This window comes from Rhodothermales bacterium (assembly GCA_041391505.1).
GTDB lineage: Bacteria > Bacteroidota > Rhodothermia > Rhodothermales > JAHQVL01 > JAWKNW01.
Map to the genome: position 1 here is coordinate 1 of JAWKNW010000001.1, position 15,972 is coordinate 15,972.

Genomic DNA, 15,972 nt, shown 5'->3' on the forward strand with positions numbered 1-15,972 from the left:
GGAATATTGCCTGGATCTTGCGCGCAGGCTCGGCGCCCACGCCACGCTCCAGAAACCGTTCGTCAAAAAGGATCTGCTCGAAGCCGTGCGGATCGCTTCAGGCGCGTGAGCTACGTCGTGGAATGGAGTAAATCGACACACGGATGCCCATACGGCTTGCGCGGGAGCCGGTTTTGTGGTATATTCCCAAGCCTCATAATATTACTTATAAAGCGTCGAACCTCTAAAATGGTCTTTATTGCCGGGAAATGCCTGTGAGCGAACATCACCCTCCATCCGCCCTGATCATCCCGGCGAAGCCGGCCGGCGCCGAAGCTGTTTACGCGGCCATGGCGGACCCGGGCACCAATCTGCTCGCGGCTTTTCTGCACAAACACAGTAAGAAGAACACCGAGGTCAGCTATCGCAACGACATCGCGCAGTTTTTCTCCTGGTCAGAAAATCCCGTCGATCCGCCGGAGCCCACGGATTTCGTCAACGCGCTTCAGGTTGGCGCCATAACCTTTTTGCACGCAAACGAATACCTGAGGACGCTTGAAGTCGAGCGCAAACTGAAGCCCAGCACGGTCGCCCGCAAAATCGCGTCGCTCCGTTCCTTTTTCGATTTCTGTATTGCGCTGCAGATCGTCAACGCGAATCCGTTCAACAAACACACGCTCCGCACGGTCGCCAAACACAATCGCGATCAGATTCCCGTCTTTCTGTCGGCTTCCGAGGCGCGCCGGCTGCTTGCGGCGACGAGCCTGGCCGGCGAAGCCGCCGTGCGCGACCGGGCGCTGATCCTCACGATGCTCCACACGGTGATCCGGCGCAGCGAAGCCTCGATGATGAACGTCGAGCACATCCGTCCGGTCGGCGCGTTCTGGGTCCTCGACATACCGGCTTCCAAAAGCGGAAATAAGTGGAAAAAGGTGCCGGCGCACGTCGTCGAGGAAATCGAGGACTACAAGAAGCACTACGACATCGTAAATGGTCCGTTATGGCGGAGCCTTTCCAATCGCAGCAAGCATGAGCGGCTGTCACCCGGAGCCATCTATCGCATGATCAAACGCACCGCTCGCCAGGCCGGCTTCCCGTCGACGATAGCGGACCGCATCGGCGCGCACACGCTGCGGCATTCCGGCATCTCGATCGCCCTGGAGAATGGCGCCACGATCCAGGAAGCCCAGGAGCACGCCGGCCACGCCAGCGTCGAAACCACCATGATCTACGTCCACCGCCGCAACAAACTAGAAAAGAACGCGGCCGACAAGATTAATCTGGGTTAAGGGGTTATGGGTTCAAGGATTTAGGTTCAAGGTTTAAGGGATATTTCAGGCCTTGAACATTGAACCTAAATCCTTGAACCCTTCTCACCCCTCTTTCCCGAGCACGTTTTCCAGGGCATCGTATACCCGGGCGCGTGTGAAGGGCTTGGCGATATAGCCGTTGAAGCCACTTTTTATGAGCTGTTTCCGAATGGCGTCGATGGGCAAGGCGGAGACGGCCAGGACGGGCACGCTCTGGTACCCATCGAGCCGGCGCACATCGGCCAGGAGTTCGAAGCCCGACCGCGTGCCGCCCAGGTTCAGGTCCATGAGCATGACGTCGTATTCGTCCTGCTGCGCCTTCTGGAGCGCTTCGGTGGCATTCGACGTGACGGTCACTTCGTAGCGGTCGCGCAACAGGAGCAGCATGAGCTCCTGCGTATCCAGGTCGTCCTCGATGACGAGTACGCGTTTTTTGATCAGGCCGGCCGGTTGCTGCGACTCGCCAAAAACGGCTTTACCGCTGTCCTGGCTACCGATCGGCAGGCGCACGATGAACTTCGAACCGACACCGAGCTGGCTTTCGACGCCGATGGTGCCGCCCATTTTTTCGCACAGGTGTTTGGCGACCGCCAGGCCGAGCCCGCAGCCGGCGTAGGAGCGCCCTTCGCCTTTCGTCTCCTGCGTAAACCGGTCAAAGATAAACGGCTTGAACGCATCGCTGATACCGATCCCGGTGTCGTCTACTTCGACGCGCACCATGTCGGATTCCGTGCTCACGGTGATGGTCACCTCGCCGCGGCGCGTGAACTTGATGGCGTTGCCGATGATGTTGCCCACGACGCGGCGGAAGGCGGCCCGATCGAGATAGGCCTTCACGGGCTCCTTGATCACCATCTTCAGCGGGATATCGTACTGATCGGCCTGGGGCTTGAAGAGTTGCAGCAGCCCCTGGCATTCAAGCGTGATATCGATGAGTTCGATCGACAACTCATCCTGCTTTTCCACCCCTTCGTACGAAGCCATGCGCAGGATGGCATTGAGCGTCTCAAGCAACCGATAGCCGCTATCGCTGATGTAGCGGGCGAACTGCATGTCCTGTCCGCTCAGCTTGCTCGCCAGATGTTCGGCGAACCCGATCATCGACGTGAGCGGCGTGCGGATCTCATGGCTCACGTTGGCGAGAAAGGCCGATTTGGCGCGCGAGGCGTCGTCCGCGCCGTGCGCAACCAGATTCACACCGTACTGGCCGGCATGCCCCGAGATGTCCATCGCCATCGTCAGGGTCAGTTTCCGGTTTCTGCGGTCCTTGCCGAGCGATACGGAATGCAGCGCGAGCAACCGCGTGTCGCCGGACCGCGTGCGGATCGACACGCATTCGACTCCCTTTCGACTGTACTGCTCGGCCAACTTGGGATCCTTGAGCTGGATCCGCTGACCCCGCACGAGTTTCGTCCAGGCCGTCAGCGTCGTCGTCTCCCCCACCGGGTACGCCGACAGTTCGACCCAGGGTTTGTTCATCTCGAGAATCGTCCCCCCTTCCGCATGGAGCAGCATGGGATAGGGGCCGACGAGGATCAGACGCGCCAGTGCATCCTCGATGCCATCAACAATAACGGCATTATCGACTTTCTCCGCCCCGGCATCGGGCACGGAGAGACGGATGCCCAGATTCCCGCGGGCCGCATCGTGACCTCTTCCTTCAAAGACGAGCTGCACGACGTCCAGCCGGCTTCCGTTGTATTCGAGATACTGGACGCGAAGGGGGATATTCCCCAACTCGTGCGAAGGGATCACGACGGTCTCGACCTTCGCCGGGTCCCGTTCGAAAAATGCTTGCTGGATCGCCTTGCTGACACGCCGGCGGTAGACCGCCGGCAGCTGCTCGAGATAGTCGCGCTCCAGGTGAAAATGGCGCACCCTGAACAGCCCCTCGAAGTCGCCCGAGACATGCAGGATGTTGTTTTGCTCGTCGACCAACAGGCTGGGCGGCATGTAATGCTTGACGAGATGCTCCTGATGCAGACGCACCAGCGCCTGCGGAGCGACGCCGGCGCCCTGGATCAGCCCGTCGCCCTCAGCGGGCGCCTCCGAGCCTTTTCGGGGCGGATGTTCGCCGGCCGAGCCGGCATTGTCCATGCTGGGCACCGAACGGATGGATTCAGCCAGGCCGGCCATGCCGTCGCTTTCGCTCAATGGACCGAAGGCATCGTCAAAAACAGACTCACCGGAACGCGGGCGCGCCGGTTTTTCATGGACCGGTTTTTCATGGACCGGCTTATCAACGATCGACGACTCAACGACCGACGGCTCAACGACAGGCTGCTCAGCGATTGGCTGCTCAGCGGTCGACGGCTCGGGCGTCGCTTCCGGTTCGTCGGGCTCCACGGCCCCATCAGACGCAGCCTGGGCCTCGGTGTCCTCAATCGGCGGCAGCGCCTCGAGCGAAACGGCCGGCAGATCGTCGGATGCTGCCGCTTCGGGCTCATCCGCGACCACCTCGTCCATTTCGTCGCCCAGCGCCGCATCCGGCATCGCCATGTCTGGATGGAGAGGATCCGGCGCCACCTCGTGCGGCTCGCCGCTGGAGACCGGCGCCATCGCAAAAATGTCTTCTTTATCCTTTCGCATCGCGCCCGGAATCTCGATGACCAGATCGGAATCCGGCTCCTCCTCCGAGACGACGTTGGCCGCAAACACGTGTCGGTTTTCTTCGCCGGCCATGACCGTACGCCGGGCTTCCACCAGATCCTCCGGCTGCAGGGTCAGCTCCGGAGGAAATACCGTTTCTTCGTCGAGCACTTCATCGAAGAAGTCCATGTCGCTCACCCGAGCCGAGGCGCTGTGGCGATAGATCTGGTGCACGTCGTCGACGGGTTCGAACGCCTGCGGCAAGCCATCCGCAAACTCCTTGTCGCCGAGGAACAGATACCCCTGCTGGCGCAGGGCGTGATGGAAAAAGGAGATGATCTGCCCCTGGCTCTCTTTCTCGAGGACGCCCAGCAAATGACGGCAGGTGATCAGATCCAGCGTTTGGAAGGCGTGGTCGATCAGAACGTCATGCGTGGAAAACGACACCGCGTCGCGGACGGCCGGCGATACGATGTAGCCGTCGGGCTGGCGTATGAAGTACGTTTCGAGACACTGGCCGGACATCTGCGCGCGGATCGTGTCGGGATATACACCGTGCCGCGCCACCCGAAGCGCCTCCTGATCGTTATCGCTCGCGAAAATCTTGATTTGAGGCGCCGCCTCCAGCCTGGAAGCGTATTCAAACAGGAGGATGGCGACCGAATAGGCCTCCTCACCCGTGGAGCAGCCGGCGACCCATACGCGGATGGTGTCGGCCGCACTTCTGCCCTCAAACAGCGTGGGAATGACGTGCCTATCTAATGCCGCAAAAGCTTCGGGTACCTGAAAGAAGCCGGCCATTTGTATCTCGGGATGTACCAAAAGGGGCGCTACGTCGGTTTTGCAGATGGGTCAGACAAAATTCTCCCGCAAGAATTCGTCCGGTTTTGCCCGGTTCGGGCTTCAGTCGTCGACGATTTTTACTTCGTCACAGATCGTCGCGCTCGCGTGAAGTGACAGAAAAATGCGTTCCGACATACACGTCCAATTGATGCGCCAGAAAAAAGGCCGTGCCATCCTCCACGGTGCGCCGCCGGCTCTGGAGCCATCCCTCGAAATCCGCCCCCCGCAGCGCGGAATGCCCGCGCAATTCGTTTTCGTACCCGTCGAGCAGGGCCTGCAAAAAATTCCGCTCGTCGCGCGTAAGTCCCTGCGCATCGCTTCCTCCCACGACCCAGTCCGAACCGCCGGCTTTCATCTCGCGCACGGCAGGATGCCGGGCCAGCCAGTAGGCCACGTGCCGGCCGCAGCGGCTGCGTCTTGATTTTTCATCCCGCGCCCGGCGGGCATCAATGGACGCGTGATAGAGCGCCTCGATGCGATCGTCCAGCGACTCATCCAACACCGGCAGCCACGCCGATACCCCGTCGAAGGTAATCGGAAAATAGCCCCCACCGCCGCCTTCGATGAGGGCAAGAAGGCGCGGCATCAACCGATCGATGTCGAACAGATCCAGAAAGGCCTGGCCGATTACCAGATCGAATCGCCGGCCGGCATGCCGATCGCAATAGTCGAACACATCCGCGATGACGATGCGGATCCGGACCTGCTCCCCCTCTTTCTCGAGTACGAACCCCTCTTCCCCCTCCTCCATCCGATACCCGCCCCGCTCGGCAAAGGCGCGCACTTCCGCCCGAAGCGCCTCTCCGTGACTGGGCTCAAGATCGACCACCTCGTAATGCAATAACGGCATATTGCAACACGCCAGGATGCGCTCGAGCATGCCGCCGACGCCGGCGCCCAGTTCGAGCACTCGCACCGGGCGGTGCGGCCCACGAGGGGCCAGATGGCGCGCCGCGGCCTCCCAGACGCCGGCGTTGTACGACCTCGCATCGATCGCCCGTTTCGCCAGCAGAAACGCGGAATAGCCGGTCTCTCCGTCTTTCATGCCGGCCCGGGCTCGGGCGCACGGGTATACGACGCCCAGGCCAGCTCGTCTTCCCAGATTCGCACCGTCAATTCGTGTAGCCGGTCCGTTTGAATCCGGCCCGCAAGTCCCTCGCAAAACAACCGCGCGAAGTGTTCGATGCTTGGATTCAGGCCCTCGAACTCCGGCAAATCGTTCATGGTCGCGTCCCGATAGCGGGCAATCAACGCATCCATCGCGCCCTTCACCTCGGTGATATCGACCAGGCAGCCGTGTTCGTCGAGTTCAGGGGCTGCGAGATGGACTTCCACCGAAAAGACATGCGAATGCCATTCGTTCTCCGGTCCGCAGTCGGGCACGGTGAGAAAATGCTGCGCCACGAACGTGCGCTTGACCATCAATCGATACATAGCAGGGTGCCTCTGTGGTGCGTTGGGTCAGTCAGGGATACGTAAACACGACCTGCAGGGCCTCGGGGTCCCTGCCGGCCAGGAGCGCAAAGGCATCACCCGCCGACGCGATGTCGAAACGATGGGTGATGAGGCGGGCGGGGCGCAGTTGCTCGATCGCCTCCCAGGCCAGCTCAAAACGCCGCATTTTGCTCCACCGCCCCGAAAGCCCCGGTGCGATATGGCTGACCTGGCTGCTGAGCAGGGTTTGCTTGAAACGGTGGAAGCGCGCGCCCAGACGGAGGACCTGCTCCCTTTCGCCATACCACGACCCGACGACGATGCGCCCGGTATAGCCGGCCAGCGCGATCGCCAGATCCAGCGCCGCCGGGTTGCCGCTGACCTCGATACACAGGTCGGCGCCGCCGGCGGGCGCGTTTTCGCCCGCGGCAACCGTCAGCGCCGGATCGCCCGGATCCAGCGCGTGGTCCGCGCCGAGTTCGAGCGCCCATCGGCGGCGCAATGCCAGGTGATCCACCCCGGTGACCCGGACGGTCCGCGACGTAGCGAGCAGACCAACCACCAGCAAGCCGACGACACCCAGACCGGTGACGACAGTGCGCTCCCCGAGCAGCGGAGCCCCGTCGTGCACGAGGCCGATGGCCGTCTCCATGTTGGGGAGGAAAAGGGCATCTTCGTCGGATACCGACGGCGGGATGGGCAGCAGCGCCTCGATGGGCCCGTTGAACCGGTCTGCATGGGGCGCGAAAGCAAACACGCGCCGGCCGATCCATTCGCGAGGCACCGCCTCGCCGGCCGCTTCTACGACGCCCACGACCGCATAGCCGTACGAGAGCGGATACTGCACCGGCTGCGTCAACACATCAAGCGACGTGTCCGCGGCGACGCCTTCGGCCACGCGCCCCCGATAGAACAACAGCTCCGTGCCGGCGCTGATCGCGGAGAGCCGGGAGCGGACGGACACCTCGCCGCGCGCCGGCGGCAGTAGCGGCTCGTCGTGCAAGGCTACGGTTTCCTTGCCGGAGAAGTAGAGGACGCGTCGGTCGAGCACGGTCACCTCGCGGCAGATGGTCCATGTGGCTCGCCCGGCTCCTCGCGCCAGTGGGGCGCCCCCTGTATCACGAGGTCGCGGCCGACCCAGAACAGATGCTGCGGCTCGATCCCCGGGAAAAGTCGCGTGCCGCGCTCTTCCGGGGCGGCAGCGGCCTGGCCCGAGAGCACGGTTTTGCCGGCCAGGAAACACATCGACACGGTCACCACCACCGCATGCACCAGCCGTTCGCGCAAAAAACTGGCGATCACCCGGCTTCCGCCCTCCACCATCACCGCGCGGACACCGATTGACCCGAGGTGCGCGAGGAGTGCGGGCAGGTGAACGTGCGCGTCGGGCGTCGCGGGGAAGCGGACCACCGCAGCGCCGGCTTGTTCGAGGCGGTAGGCCGCATCCTCGCATCCCGCATCGGTGGAGGCGATGCAGGGCGTCGACGCTGCGGAGGTTATGAGTCGGGCGTCGGCCGGCGTGCGCAAGCGCGAGTCCAGCACGACGGGACGCGGGCTCGGGCCGTCGACGAGGCGGGTGGTCAGTCGCGGGTTGTCGCTCAGGACGGTACCTACACCGACCAGGATCGCATCGTGGACGGCGCGCATCGCGTGCGTCTGGACGGCCGCATCCCGGCAGCTGATCTGCATCGGCGTGCCGTTCGCGTTCGCGATCGACCCGTCCAGCCCCTGCGCGTAGCACAGCGTTACAAACGGAAGGGCGGACGTCGCGTGATGGGTCGCGATACGCGCTTTTAAGGCAGCCAGTGCGTCCGCTCCGTCCGACAGATGGGGTGTATTCACCGAATAGCCAGACCGGATTCCCGATCAAAAAAATGGAGCTTGCCGAGATCGACGCGGAGCGTCACCGTCGCGCCCGGCTCCGGCAAGGCCTGCGGTGCGACGCGCGCCACCAGCTGCTGCCCGGCATACTGGACGTAGACGAACATCTCATTACCCATGGGTTCGACCACCTCCAGCGTGGTCTCGATCGGATGCGTGGAGGACGGCGCGGGGGTGTCGCCGGCGACATAGAGATCCTCGGGACGGATCCCCAGCTGCATCGGCGTGCCGGAAGCCGACGACGGGAGCGCCGGCGCGGGCTCCGTGATCGGGATCTGGGTCCCGACCTCATCGACCCGAAAGACCAGACCAACGCCCACCGCCTCGACGACGCCCGGCATGAAGTTCATCGCCGGGCTACCGATGAAGCCGCCCACAAAGGCATTCGCCGGCTTGTTATACAGATTGAGCGGCGTATCGATTTGCTGGATGACGCCATCCTTCATGACCACGATCCGATCGCCCATGGTCATGGCCTCGACCTGGTCGTGGGTCACATAGATCATGGTCGCTCCCAGCCGCTGGTGCAGTTTGGAAATCTCCGTCCGCATCTGGACCCGGAGCTTGGCGTCGAGGTTGGAAAGCGGCTCGTCGAACAGAAACACCTTGGGCTTGCGCACGATCGCGCGGCCGACCGCGACGCGCTGGCGCTGCCCGCCGGAGAGCTGTTTGGGTTTACGATCGAGGATGCTTCGGATACCGAGCACATCGGCCGCCTGCTCGACCCGCTCCCGGATCTCCTCTTTCGGATACTTGCGCAGCTTGAGCCCGAACCCCATATTTTCCCGAACGGTCATGTGGGGATAGAGGGCGTAATTCTGGAAGACCATCGCGATGTCGCGATCCTTCGGGGCCAGATCGTTCACCACCTGATCGCCGATGGACAGCGTGCCGTCCGAAATCGACTCGAGGCCGGCGATCATGCGAAGCGTCGTGCTCTTCCCGCAACCCGAGGGTCCGACGAGAACGACAAATTCGCCGTCTGCAATCTCAAAACTCGCATTGTTGACGGCAACGACGCCGCCCTCGTAGATTTTCCTGATGCCGTTAAGGCGAACGCTCGACATGACAGAAACGGTGGGTTGACGGGGTGAATGGCGACCAAGATAAGACGACCCGTCGAGAAACGCAGGTGGGCATCAATTTATGAGGGAAAGCCCGTCCCCGCCTGTATTATCACACCATTAAGACTCGCAAGCCGGCTGGTTTTTACCCCATTTGCCCGACGAGCCTTATTTATTCACCTATTCCATGCAATACCCCGACATGCACTACATTATCTTCGGGACGGCAAGGGCAATCCGCGTGTAGCGCCCCCACCGCGCATCCCGATCTGCAAGCTATCTTCCCGCACAATATCATGCAGCACGGTAAACAGAAAGCGACAATTTACGATGTTGCCGAGCGGGCCGGTGTAGCTATCAGCACCGTCTCCCGGGTCCTCAACAACTCCTCCGACGTATCGGACGCGACGCGCGCGCGCGTCCTGCAGGCGATCGAAGAACTCCGTTTCCGGCCCGACCGGACGGCCAAGACTCTGGCCCAGAAACAAACGGAATCGCTCGTCATCGCGATGCCTTCCTTTACTACGCCGTTTCATACCGAGCTCCTGAAAGGCGTTCGCAGCCGCATCCGCGACCTCGAATACGATTTGCTCCTGTTCGATCTCGGCTCGAAGAATCCGAAGGAAAAACTGCTCGACTTCCTCGGGAAGGGCTCCGTAGACGGGCTGCTGCTGGCGCTGCATGTCGACGACGAGCTGTCCAACGAGCTGCTGACGCTCCGCGCGCCGGTTGTGCTGATCGGCAACAAGCGCCCGGAATTCGACTCATTTTACTGGGATGACGAGGGCGGTTCGCGCAGCGCGGTCAACCACCTCATCCAGCAGGGACACCGGCGCATCGGGATCATCACGTCGCCGATCGAGGACGACGCCATGCAACAGCGCCGGATCCACGGATACCAGGTGGCCATGGAGCGCGCCGGCATCGAGGTCGACCCGAACTGGATGCAGAGCGGCCAGACCGAGAAACACGCCGGCATCAGTGAAGAAAGCGGCCTGGAGGCGATGCAGGCGATGCTGCAACAGCCGAACCGCGTGACGGCCGTGTTCGCCATCGGCGATACGCTCGCCATCGGCGCCTGGTACGCCCTGCGGCGCGCCGGCCTCAAGGTGCCGGACGATATCGCGCTCATCGGCTATAACGACATCAAGACGAGCCTGTATATCGGGCTTTCGAGCGTCGACCAGAAGATGCAGCAGGTGGGCCATCAGGCGACGGACCGCATGATCTTCAGGCTCCTGAATCGCAATACCGAGGAGCGCGTGAACATGCTGACCATCCCCGAACTCCGCGTGCGTGAATCTTCAACATTCGACCGTACCAAATAACGCGACCGCGCTCGTATCTTGCTCGCGCACGAACGTTTTCTGCGCAACCGATTCCACGTATGAAGTCTACTCCCGCTATCGAGCGTCAGCTCGATGCGACGATCCGTGAAACGCATCTCGACCTCAACGGGACGCGCTACCAGGGGAAAGTCCGCGACACCTACCGCGTCGGCAACTGCCTGGTGCTCGTTACGACGGACCGGATATCCGCCTTCGACCACATCCTGCGGCAGACCATCCCCTTCAAGGGGCAGGTGCTGAACCGGCTGGCCGCGTTCTTTTTCGAGCGCACGAAGGACATCGTCCCCAACCACATCATCAGCGTACCCGACCCGAACGTGACCCTGGCGAAGGCCTGCACGTCGATCCCCATCGAATTTGTGGTCCGCGGCTACCTGGCCGGGCATGCGTGGCGGACGTATCACGCGGGCGGTCGCTCGCTCTGCGGCGTGCCGCTGCCCGAGGGACTCCGCCAGAACAGCCGGCTCCCCACCCCGATCCTGACCCCGGCCACCAAGGCCGATGAGGGACACGACGAAGACATCAGCGTGGAGGAAATCCTTGAACGCGGGCTGCTGGATCGCGATACCCTCGATACCCTGCACCGCACCGCCCTGGCTCTGTTCGCCCGGGGGACCGAGCTGGCCAGCCGGCAGGGACTGATCCTGGTCGATACCAAATACGAATTCGGCCGGGCGCCCGATGGCACGCTGACGCTGATCGACGAGGTGCATACGCCGGACTCGTCGCGGTATTTTTACGCCGACACCTACGACGAACGGCTCGCTCAGGATCAACCCCAGCGGCAACTCTCCAAGGAATTTGTGCGCGAATGGCTCATGGCGCACGATTTTCAGGGTAAGGAAGGGCAGCGTCTGCCGGACCTGCCGGATGCGTTCCGGTGCGAAATCGCGGCGCGCTATATCGAATTGTACGAAAAGGTAACCGGCACCCCGTTCGAGCCGGACACCCACCCTCGCCCGGAAGAACGCGTCGCCGGCGCCGTACACACGGCGCTCGCCGACCATGGTTGCCGGGATTAAGGTTCAGGTCTCACGGTGTAAGGATTCAGACACACAGTGTCAGTGGGCACCCTCCCTTAAACCTTCCGCCTCCATCCTCGAACCCTTACCACGTCACCCTCCACTCTGCACCCATTCCTGCGTGCCGTCCGCGAAGTGTTCTTTTTTCCAGATGGGAACGTCTTTCTTGAGCGTGTCGATCAGATAGCGGCACGCGTCGAAGGCGTCCCCCCGATGGGCTGCCGCCGCGCCGAGGATTACGCTGGCCTCGCCGGCCGGGACGGGGCCCAGCCGATGATGCAGGGCCACCCGCGCAAGACCCCATCGCGCAGCCGCCGCCTGTCCGATCCGCTGCATTTCCTTGATAGCCATGGCGGGAAAGCATTCGTAGGCGAGCAGTACCGTCTCCTTTTCGCCCGTCCACTGGCGCGTCGTGCCGACGAACAGATCGATGCCGCCCACCCGCGGGTCGGGTAGAAAAGCGGCGATCGCGGCGATATCGAGCGGGGCGGTGTCGATGCAGACCCACAGGGTGTCGGTCCTGGACTCGGTTCGTTCCATCATCCGCCACTGACCGGGGTGATGAGGGCCACCTGATCGCCGGCATGGAGCCGATACGTTTCGCGCTCGTAGGCCTCGTTTACGGCCAGGCGGATTACGGTGCGAAAGGCGCCGATATCGGGGTACGTCCGGGCCAGGATATCCAGCAACTCGCCGCCGGCCAGACCGGCGGGCACATCGAGTTCCAGTACATCCTGCCCCAGACGCTCCCGCAGTACGCTGAAGAGCTGGACGCGGAGGCGAAACGGGTGCTGGCCGGCGCGTTCGCTCATCGGATTCACCCGTTGACTGCTTTTTTCACCGCGTCGAGATCGGGCATCTCGCCGGCGTTTTCAAGCACTTCGGCATACGCGATCGTCCCGTCTTTCGCCACGACGAAAGCCGAGCGCTTCGCGATCCGGTCGAGCTTCATCGGCGTGAAGTTGTGGTCGTACTTCGCGCCGTACGCCGCACTGGCGACCGCGTCGTGGTCGCTCAGCAGCGGGAAGGTCAATCCGTTCACCTTCTTGAATTCCGCCTGGGCGAACGGGGAGTCGGTCGAGATGCCGACGACCACCGTGTCGGCGCCGTACGCCGCCAGGTCGTTATTGACCGTATTCAGTTCTGTAGTGCATACGCTCGTGAATGCGCCCGGGTAGAAAAGCAGAATGACGTTTTTCGAACCCTTGAACGAAGAGAGTTTGAAAAGCTCTTTCTTGTCATCGTATAGAGCGATTTCAGGAGCAGGCTGACCAACGCGTATCGACATATCCTGTTTTTATCGTTTGATTTCGATGGACTGTGGGCGGGATTAGACCCCGATTACGACGCATCGTTTCCACCAAAGCGGGTCCGGCTTCCTCATCGAAAACGGATGGCCCGGATCGGCTCGATACGGGAGGACACGCGTGCCGGAATGTAGGCGGCCAGGGCGCAGAGGGCGAGCGCGAACACGCCGACGATCACAAAATCCATCGCGTTCAGCGCGATGGGAGCGGCCTCCATGAAATAGGCTTCCTCGGGCAGCGGAATGAGATGGTATCGCTGCTGGAGCAGCGCGAGGACGAGCGCGAGCGCCTCGCCGATGACGACGCCCATGGCGCCCATGAGCGCGCCGAGATAAAGAAACAGCCGGCGGAGCATGCTCCGGGATGCCCCCATGCTGCCGAGCACCCCGATTTCCGGTGTTTTCTCCAGCATGATCATCAGCAGCGTGCCCACGATGTTGAAGGCGCCGACGATCACGATGACCCCGATCACGAGCGGGATCATGCTTTCCTGCAGACGCACCCAGGCGAAATACTGCCGGTAGGTTTCGAAGACGGTGCGGGCATGGGAGGGATAATCCCGGGCATCGTTGATGCGGGCGGCGACGGAATCGGCCAGCTGCGGATCGGAAAGCATGACATCGAACCGGGTCACTTCGTCCGGCTCGAAGTCGAACAGATCGCGCGCCGTCCCGATGTCCGCGAAGACATACAGCTCGTCAAAGTTCGCGAACGATGTTTCGTAGATGCCGCTGACGCGATACTGCTTCGCGCGGGGGCGCAGCAGGCCCTGGCTCATGCCGCCCTGCGCGCCGCGCATCGAATACGCCACGACCTTGTCCCCGACGGAAAGCCCCAGCAATCGCGCCAGTTGCCGGCCGATGACGAGCCCCGGCGGGCCGCCGGCCTCCGGGGCAAGCCGCTCTTCCCCCTCCACCATCCGCTCCGCGAAAAAGTCGGGCATGCGCTCCACGCCCCGGATCAGGACGCCGTCGATCTCCCGCTCGGACCTGCGCAACAGCGCGAACGATTCGATCACCGGCTGCACATCCACCACATCGGGAATCGTTGACAGCGTCGCCCTCGCCACGTCGCTCTCGGGCACCGTCTCATCCAGCAGGTTTACGACCTGCACGTGGGCGCCGAAGCCGATGATCTTGGCCGTGATCTCGGCGCTGAAGCCGCGTACGATCGCGAGCGCGAGCAAGAGCGCGCACACCCCGATCGCCACCCCGCCGATCGCCATGTACGTGATGAACCGCACGAAGCGTCGTCCTTCCGGTCGTCCCTGCGAACGCCACAGATAACGGGTAGCGATGAAGCGTTCGAAGCGGGGCGAAAACATGCGATGGATCGGATGGTGATGCTGCGAACATACCGATCCCGCCTTGCGAGGATCCCGCCGGCATGGGGATCGAACATGAAGTGCGTCTGGCCGTTATACTGGCCCCGGCTTCCGGGCCTGTTTAGTTGTCTTGCAATAACGGCTCCCTGTCATGAACAATACATCCAGCCACACGCCGGCGCCGGTCAACGAACCGGTGCGCACCTATGCACCTGGAAGCCCGGAGCGGGCTTCGCTGCAGGCGATGCTAGCGGATCTGCGGACCCGCACGATCGAGGTGCCGGCCTTCATCGGAGACCGCCGCGTCACCACCGGGCGAACTGCACGTCTCGCGCCGCCGCACGACCACCGCCACACGCTGGGCCACGTCCACCTCTGCGACGCCCCCCAGGTGGAGCAGGCCATCGGCGCGGCCCTGGCGGCCCGGTCCGGGTGGATGAACATGCACTGGACCGATCGCGCAGCGATTTTCCTCAAGGCGGCCGACCTGCTGGCCGGCCCGTGGCGCGACACCATCAACGGCGCCACCATGCTGGGCCAGGGCAAAAACGTCCATCAGGCCGAAATCGACTCCGCCTGCGAGCTCATCGACTTCCTGCGCTTCAACGTCCATTTCATGGAGCAGATCTACCGGGATCAGCCCTATTCGCCGGCCGGGACCTGGAATCGCCTGCAGTACCGGCCCCTCGAAGGGTTCGTGTTCGCCGTCACCCCCTTCAATTTCACAGCGATCCAGGGCAACCTGCCCACGTCAGCCGCGCTGATGGGCAATACCGTGATCTGGAAGCCCTCGACCACGGCGGCCTATTCGGCCTATTACCTCATGCTGCTCTTCCAGGAGGCGGGCCTGCCTCCCGGGGTCATCAACATGGTGCCCGGCGACGGGGCGGATGTGGGAGACCCCGTCTTCGCCTCCGAACATCTGGCCGGCCTGCATTTCACGGGATCGACCCCCACGTTCCAGCACATGTGGCGGACGATCGGCAAGCAGATCGCGTCCTATCGCACCTATCCACGCATCGTGGGCGAAACGGGCGGCAAGGACTTTATCGTGGCGCACGGCTCGGCCGACCCGGTAGCGGTGGCCACCGCCATCGTGCGCGGCGGTTTTGAATACCAGGGGCAGAAATGCTCGGCGGCGTCCCGCGTCTACATCGCCCGATCGATCTGGCCGGCCGTCGAGGCCGTGCTGGCGGAGCAGATGAGCCAGGTGCGCATGGGCCCCGTGGAAGACTTCTCCAACTTCGTCAACGCCGTGATCGATGCGCGCGCCTTCGCCAAGATCGCCGGCTACATCGATGCGGCGCGCAAGGCGGAGCACGTGCGCGTGCTCCACGGCGGCGGGTATGACGACAGCGTGGGCTACTTCATCGAGCCGACCGTCCTGCTCACCACCGATCCGAAGTTCACGACCATGTGCGAGGAGATCTTCGGGCCGGTCGTCACGCTGTATGTGTATGACGACGATGCTTATGCCGAGACCCTGGCGCTGGTCGACGCGACCTCGCCGTACGCCCTCACGGGCGCTATCTTCGCGCGGGAGCGTGGGGCCGTGCGCCAGGCGCTGGATACGCTCGTCGATGCCGCCGGCAACTTCTACATCAACGACAAACCGACGGGCGCCGTGGTCGGACAGCAGCCCTTTGGCGGAGCGCGAGGCAGCGGGACGAACGACAAGGCCGGCGCGATGCAAAACCTGCTCCGGTGGGTTTCCACGCGGACCGTCAAGGAGACCTTCGTCCCGCCTCGTCACTTTGGCTATCCGTACCTGGGTTCGGAGTAGGCCCGGCGTGCCCATAACGCGTAGTCGGCTTGCGCTAAAAGCGCGCCCTCCTGGTGCTTAAGGCGCAGGGAGGCGCGTCGTTCCGCG

At 62.9% G+C, this 15,972-nt stretch carries 14 protein-coding genes; 4 read left to right on the top strand and 10 right to left on the bottom strand.

Features of this window, described 5'->3' with window-relative positions; translation table 11 throughout:
- Positions 1-254: 254 nt before the first annotated feature.
- Positions 255-1,268 carry a tyrosine-type recombinase/integrase gene (locus R2834_00005; GenBank protein MEZ4698682.1) on the top strand — a complete coding sequence of 338 codons (1,014 nt, stop codon included), beginning with the start codon at positions 255-257 and terminating at the stop codon, positions 1,266-1,268.
- Between the two features lie 84 nt (positions 1,269-1,352).
- Here the strand turns inward: R2834_00005 and R2834_00010 are convergent, their stop codons facing one another.
- From R2834_00010 to ugpC, 6 genes are all read right to left on the bottom strand, one after another.
- Positions 1,353-4,679, bottom strand: a complete 3,327-nt coding sequence (locus R2834_00010) for a CheR family methyltransferase (protein MEZ4698683.1) — start codon at positions 4,677-4,679, stop codon at positions 1,353-1,355.
- A 127-nt stretch (positions 4,680-4,806) separates the two neighbouring features.
- The gene (locus tag R2834_00015) at positions 4,807-5,766 is read right to left on the bottom strand and encodes a hypothetical protein (protein MEZ4698684.1); all 960 of its coding nucleotides are present in this window, start codon (positions 5,764-5,766) and stop codon (positions 4,807-4,809) included.
- Complete coding sequence (locus R2834_00020; GenBank protein ID MEZ4698685.1) at positions 5,763-6,143, bottom strand: 6-carboxytetrahydropterin synthase; 381 nt, start codon at positions 6,141-6,143, stop codon at positions 5,763-5,765. The genes R2834_00015 and R2834_00020 overlap by 4 nt, the downstream gene beginning before the upstream one ends.
- Positions 6,144-6,186: 43 nt before the next feature.
- Positions 6,187-7,206 carry a zinc-binding dehydrogenase gene (locus R2834_00025; protein MEZ4698686.1) on the bottom strand — a complete coding sequence of 340 codons (1,020 nt, stop codon included), beginning with the start codon at positions 7,204-7,206 and terminating at the stop codon, positions 6,187-6,189.
- A gap of 2 nt (positions 7,207-7,208) precedes the next feature.
- Complete coding sequence (locus tag R2834_00030; protein ID MEZ4698687.1) at positions 7,209-7,997, bottom strand: RibD family protein; 789 nt, start codon at positions 7,995-7,997, stop codon at positions 7,209-7,211.
- Positions 7,994-9,103, bottom strand: a complete 1,110-nt coding sequence (ugpC, locus tag R2834_00035; protein MEZ4698688.1) for a sn-glycerol-3-phosphate ABC transporter ATP-binding protein UgpC — start codon at positions 9,101-9,103, stop codon at positions 7,994-7,996. Before ugpC ends, R2834_00030 begins: the two co-directional genes overlap by 4 nt.
- 293 nt (positions 9,104-9,396) lie before the next feature.
- On the opposite strand from ugpC, the gene R2834_00040 reads away from it, so the two are divergent.
- The gene (locus R2834_00040) at positions 9,397-10,428 is read left to right on the top strand and encodes a LacI family DNA-binding transcriptional regulator (protein MEZ4698689.1); all 1,032 of its coding nucleotides are present in this window, start codon (positions 9,397-9,399) and stop codon (positions 10,426-10,428) included.
- A gap of 59 nt (positions 10,429-10,487) precedes the next feature.
- A complete protein-coding gene (locus R2834_00045) occupies positions 10,488-11,471 on the top strand; it encodes a phosphoribosylaminoimidazolesuccinocarboxamide synthase (protein MEZ4698690.1) in 984 nt (327 codons plus the stop codon).
- A 93-nt stretch (positions 11,472-11,564) separates the two neighbouring features.
- Here the strand turns inward: R2834_00045 and R2834_00050 are convergent, their stop codons facing one another.
- The 4 genes from R2834_00050 to R2834_00065 form a co-directional block, all read right to left on the bottom strand.
- Positions 11,565-12,014, bottom strand: coding sequence for a molybdenum cofactor biosynthesis protein MoaE (locus R2834_00050; protein ID MEZ4698691.1), 450 nt, complete (start codon positions 12,012-12,014; stop codon positions 11,565-11,567).
- Complete coding sequence (locus tag R2834_00055) at positions 12,011-12,283, bottom strand: MoaD/ThiS family protein (protein MEZ4698692.1); 273 nt, start codon at positions 12,281-12,283, stop codon at positions 12,011-12,013. The genes R2834_00050 and R2834_00055 overlap by 4 nt, the downstream gene beginning before the upstream one ends.
- 5 nt (positions 12,284-12,288) lie before the next feature.
- Positions 12,289-12,759, bottom strand: coding sequence for a redoxin domain-containing protein (locus tag R2834_00060; protein ID MEZ4698693.1), 471 nt, complete (start codon positions 12,757-12,759; stop codon positions 12,289-12,291).
- A 92-nt stretch (positions 12,760-12,851) separates the two neighbouring features.
- On the bottom strand, positions 12,852-14,102 hold the full coding sequence (locus tag R2834_00065) for an ABC transporter permease (GenBank protein ID MEZ4698694.1): 1,251 nt from the start codon (positions 14,100-14,102) through the stop codon (positions 12,852-12,854).
- A gap of 151 nt (positions 14,103-14,253) precedes the next feature.
- Here R2834_00065 and pruA point away from each other — a divergent pair, with 151 nt between their 5' ends.
- A complete protein-coding gene (gene pruA, locus R2834_00070) occupies positions 14,254-15,885 on the top strand; it encodes an L-glutamate gamma-semialdehyde dehydrogenase (GenBank protein ID MEZ4698695.1) in 1,632 nt (543 codons plus the stop codon).
- The last annotated feature ends 87 nt before the right edge of the window (positions 15,886-15,972 follow it).

Bases quoted from the DNA above. Each gene is read 5' to 3' on its own strand.
- R2834_00010 (MEZ4698683.1), bottom strand. From the start codon at position 4,679: ATGGCCGGCTTCTTTCAGGTACCCGAAGCTTTTGCGGCATTAGATAGG.
- R2834_00015 (MEZ4698684.1), bottom strand. From the start codon at position 5,766: ATGAAAGACGGAGAGACCGGCTATTCCGCGTTTCTGCTGGCGAAACGG.
- R2834_00020 (MEZ4698685.1), bottom strand. From the start codon at position 6,143: ATGGTCAAGCGCACGTTCGTGGCGCAGCATTTTCTCACCGTGCCCGAC.
- ugpC (MEZ4698688.1), bottom strand. From the start codon at position 9,103: ATGTCGAGCGTTCGCCTTAACGGCATCAGGAAAATCTACGAGGGCGGC.
- R2834_00040 (MEZ4698689.1), top strand. From the start codon at position 9,397: ATGCAGCACGGTAAACAGAAAGCGACAATTTACGATGTTGCCGAGCGG.
- R2834_00045 (MEZ4698690.1), top strand. From the start codon at position 10,488: ATGAAGTCTACTCCCGCTATCGAGCGTCAGCTCGATGCGACGATCCGT.
- R2834_00050 (MEZ4698691.1), bottom strand. From the start codon at position 12,014: ATGATGGAACGAACCGAGTCCAGGACCGACACCCTGTGGGTCTGCATC.
- R2834_00055 (MEZ4698692.1), bottom strand. From the start codon at position 12,283: ATGAGCGAACGCGCCGGCCAGCACCCGTTTCGCCTCCGCGTCCAGCTC.
- R2834_00060 (MEZ4698693.1), bottom strand. From the start codon at position 12,759: ATGTCGATACGCGTTGGTCAGCCTGCTCCTGAAATCGCTCTATACGAT.
- R2834_00065 (MEZ4698694.1), bottom strand. From the start codon at position 14,102: ATGTTTTCGCCCCGCTTCGAACGCTTCATCGCTACCCGTTATCTGTGG.
- pruA (MEZ4698695.1), top strand. From the start codon at position 14,254: ATGAACAATACATCCAGCCACACGCCGGCGCCGGTCAACGAACCGGTG.